Below are 3,300 nucleotides of genomic sequence, written 5' to 3'. Positions count from 1 at the left end.
GCTTGAGGTGATGCGCCTGCAGCGCCACCACGCCATCGATGCCGCCATAGGTATCACGCAGGCCCACTGCTTCCCGAAAGGCGATCAGCAGGGGGATGCGGGCGTAACTCATGCCGCCTTCTCGCTGGCTTTGCGTGCCGTCCACGCCGTGATGATGGCGTGCGCGGTCTTGGCATCTTCGGCCAGGATCGCATCATGGGCGGGCACCCGCGCGGTGATTTCCAATGGCAGCCCGTTGGGATCGGAGAAATAGACCGATTTCACGAAGCCATGATCGATCGGCCCGAAACAGGGCACGCCCGCCGCGTTCAATTTGTCGCGCCAGTCGAGCAATTTCACCTCGTCATCGGCCTCGAACGCGACATGCCGGTCAAATCCATGCACCAGATTGAAATCCCCCTCTTTCACCGTGCCTGGCGCATCAAAGAAGGCGATGAAATTGCCATCGGGCATGCGGAAAAACAGGTGCACGAACGGATTGGGCCGGCCCGATCCCGGCTCCTTCTCCTCCTGCACCACCGCTTCCAGCGGCAGGCCCAGCACATCCTCGTAAAAGGCCCGCGTCTCCTCCGCATCCCGGCAGCGATAGGCGCTGTGATGGATGCCCTTCAGCGGTGTCGTCATGGCGAAGTCCTCCTGAATCAAGGCTGACACAAGGGCTGGCCTTCGCCAAGCCTGCCGGAAGTGCGCGGGCTGCACACGGCGGCATGCGTATTTTTCCTCGGCCGCATCGCAACAACAGCGCGTAGTTTCCGACGCTGCCCGAACCCTTTGGCATAATTACAAACTTGGAAGGCAGGAATCACCATGAATCCTGTGGCATGTGCGTTACAATCATTTTTCGAACAAATCCCATTGATTGCAACAAAATGCCAATCTGGAAATGGTCATTGTTGAAGGAATTTGGAATGCGTAAATTAATTATGGCGGCTGCATCAGTCGCATTTGCGGTTTCTGCACTTCCAGCTGCAGCAACCATTGTGATCTATCAGACACCGGGCGCCGTGCAGCCGGCCGAGAACGTGTTGTTTCAGGGCGCCCCGCCCGTCGGCAACGTCGTGTTTGGCTTCACCAACATCAGCAACACCCGCGTGATCTTCACCGGCTCCGAAGCGCTGGCGACGCCGTCAGCCGGCCAGGCCCGAATCGAAGCGGTTGATGGCGGGCTTGGCCAGCTGTCGTTCGCGCTCGATCCCGGCTTTGGCTTCAAGGAAGTCGAATTCAACATTTTTGGCGCGGGTGCCACCGCCACGCAGGCGGTGCTGAGCTTCACCGATCAGTTCGGCGGCAATTTCAGCGGCACCTATGCTATCGGCAGCGGCCAGAACTTCTTTTCGGCCCGTGCCTTTGACAACCAGTTCATCACCAACGTCAGCTTTGTGCTCAACGGCACGGTTGGCGATGTTCGCCAGTTCCGCATTGGCGGGGTCGGCGATTCCAGCGTCGATCCGGGTGGCGGCCCCGTGCCGGAACCGGCGAGCTGGGCGATGATGTTGGCTGGCTTTGGCCTGGTGGGCGCCACCATGCGTCGCCGCAAAATGCTCCACACCGTCGCATCCTGACAGTGAATTCACGGCCGGCGTGCCCGCATGGGCACGCCGGCCGTGCCCCTTTCATCCTGCATAGCGACTTATCGGCGTGACCGCCCGATCAGCCCGGCCGGCGCTCAAGCCTTGGTGGCGCTGAGGAAATAATTCACCGACACGTCGCTGCCGATGTGGAAGCCCTTGCCCGGCCGCCATGACAGGCCGGCGGGTAACTGCGGCGTCAGGCCGGCGTGACCCAAGGCCTCAGCCAGTTCGGCGGGCGTGAAGAAACGGTTCCAGTCGTGGGCGCCCTTGGGGATGGTGCGGGTGATATGCTCCGCCCCGGCGATGACCACGGCCCAACTGGCCGGCGTGCGGTTTGGCGTGGAGAACACGGCAAGGCCGCCGGGTTTCAGCAGGCTGGCCAGCGCGGCGAAGAAGGCATCGCGGCCGGCGACATGCTCGACGACTTCGAGGCAGGTGATAAGATCGAACTGCGCGCCCGTCGCGGCGAGGTCCTCCACCGCGATGCACTGATAATCAATGGCCAGCCCGCCGGCTTCGGCATGCGCCATGGCCGCCTCGATATTCTCTGGCGCCGCATCGATGGCGCTGGTGGCAGCGCCCATGCGCGCCAGAGGTTCGGCCATCAGCCCGGCGCCGCAGCCGACATCCAGCGCGGCCAGACCTGCCAATGGCCGGCGGCTCTTTGCATTCAGCCCGAAATGCGCCAGCGCCAGCGCACGGGTATGGGCGACGCGCACCGGCGTAATGCGATGCAGCATGGCGGACGTGCCCTTGGGATTCCACCAGTCTGCCGCCAGCTTGCCGAAGAAGGCGGCTTCGTCAGGATTGATGCTGGCAGCAGTGGACATTTTCTTTCCCGTCTACGGCGTATGGCTTGCTTGCCATTGCCCCCACCCGTTCCTATCAGGCAAGGACAATAGTGAAGCACCCCCAAGGGTGCGCAGGCGAAGGAAGCAGCCGGCAATGGCCCGGATCGTGATGAAATTCGGTGGCACCTCGATGGCGGGGACGGAGCGCATTCGCAACGTCGCTGCGCGGGTGAAACGCGAGGTTGACGCTGGCAACGAAGTGGCCGTGGTGGTTTCCGCCATGTCGGGCGAGACGGACCGGCTGGTCGGCTATTGCCGCGAAGCGTCGCCGCTGGCTGATCCGGCCGAATATGACGTGGTGGTCGCCGCCGGTGAGCAGATCACATCGGGGCTGCTGGCCATCACCCTGCAATCGCAGGGCGTGAAGGCGCGCAGTTGGCTGGGCTGGCAATTGCCAATCCGCACCAGCAGCGCCCACAGCGTTGCCCGCATCGAGGATATCGAGACGGCCGCCATCCTGGCCAGCATGGCGGCAGGCGAAGTGGCGGTGGTGCCGGGCTTCCAGGGGCTGACGGCGGATGAGCGGGTGACGACGCTGGGCCGTGGCGGTTCTGACACGTCGGCGGTGGCGCTGGCCGCCGCGCTGAAAGCGGATCGCTGCGATATCTATACCGATGTGGACGGCGTCTACACGACCGATCCGCGCATTGTACCGCGCGCCCGCAAATTGCACCGCATCACCTATGAAGAAATGCTGGAACTGGCCAGCGTGGGCGCCAAGGTGTTGCAGACGCGGTCGGTCGAACTGGCCATGAAGGAAAAGGTTGTGGTGCAGGTGCTGTCGAGCTTCTCCGACGCACCCGGCACGCTGGTGGTGGATGAGGATGACGAGATGGAACAGGAACTGATCGCCGGCATCGTGGCCGACAAGGGTGAAG

Annotated in this window: 4 protein-coding genes; 2 read left to right on the top strand and 2 right to left on the bottom strand. The window is 63.0% G+C overall.

What is annotated here, in order from left to right; translation table 11 throughout:
* Window positions 1–108: 108 nt before the first annotated feature.
* Window positions 109–624, bottom strand: coding sequence for a VOC family protein (locus RT662_RS00920; RefSeq protein WP_313668352.1), 516 nt, complete (start codon window positions 622–624; stop codon window positions 109–111).
* A 164-nt stretch (window positions 625–788) separates the two neighbouring features.
* Here RT662_RS00920 and RT662_RS00915 point away from each other — a divergent pair, with 164 nt between their 5' ends.
* Window positions 789–1,562 carry a PEPxxWA-CTERM sorting domain-containing protein gene (locus RT662_RS00915; RefSeq protein ID WP_313668351.1) on the top strand — a complete coding sequence of 258 codons (774 nt, stop codon included), beginning with the start codon at window positions 789–791 and terminating at the stop codon, window positions 1,560–1,562.
* Between the two features lie 104 nt (window positions 1,563–1,666).
* Here the strand turns inward: RT662_RS00915 and ubiG are convergent, their stop codons facing one another.
* Entirely contained in the window at window positions 1,667–2,401 is a 735-nt protein-coding gene (ubiG, locus tag RT662_RS00910; protein ID WP_313668350.1) for a bifunctional 2-polyprenyl-6-hydroxyphenol methylase/3-demethylubiquinol 3-O-methyltransferase UbiG, read from the bottom strand.
* Between the two features lie 115 nt (window positions 2,402–2,516).
* Between ubiG and RT662_RS00905 the strand changes: the two genes are divergently transcribed.
* A partial coding sequence (locus RT662_RS00905; protein ID WP_313668348.1) for an aspartate kinase occupies window positions 2,517–3,300 on the top strand: 784 nt, incomplete at its 3' end.

Source organism: Sandarakinorhabdus sp. (genome assembly GCF_032115815.1).
In the GTDB taxonomy this organism is placed as follows: domain Bacteria; phylum Pseudomonadota; class Alphaproteobacteria; order Sphingomonadales; family Sphingomonadaceae; genus Sandarakinorhabdus.
This window is presented reverse-complemented; position numbering and strand designations above follow the sequence as displayed.

What these genes read in the sequence shown, in the direction of transcription:
- RT662_RS00920 (WP_313668352.1), bottom strand. Translation starts at nt 624, where the DNA reads ATGACGACACCGCTGAAGGGCATCCATCACAGCGCCTATCGCTGCCGG.
- ubiG (WP_313668350.1), bottom strand. Translation starts at nt 2,401, where the DNA reads ATGTCCACTGCTGCCAGCATCAATCCTGACGAAGCCGCCTTCTTCGGC.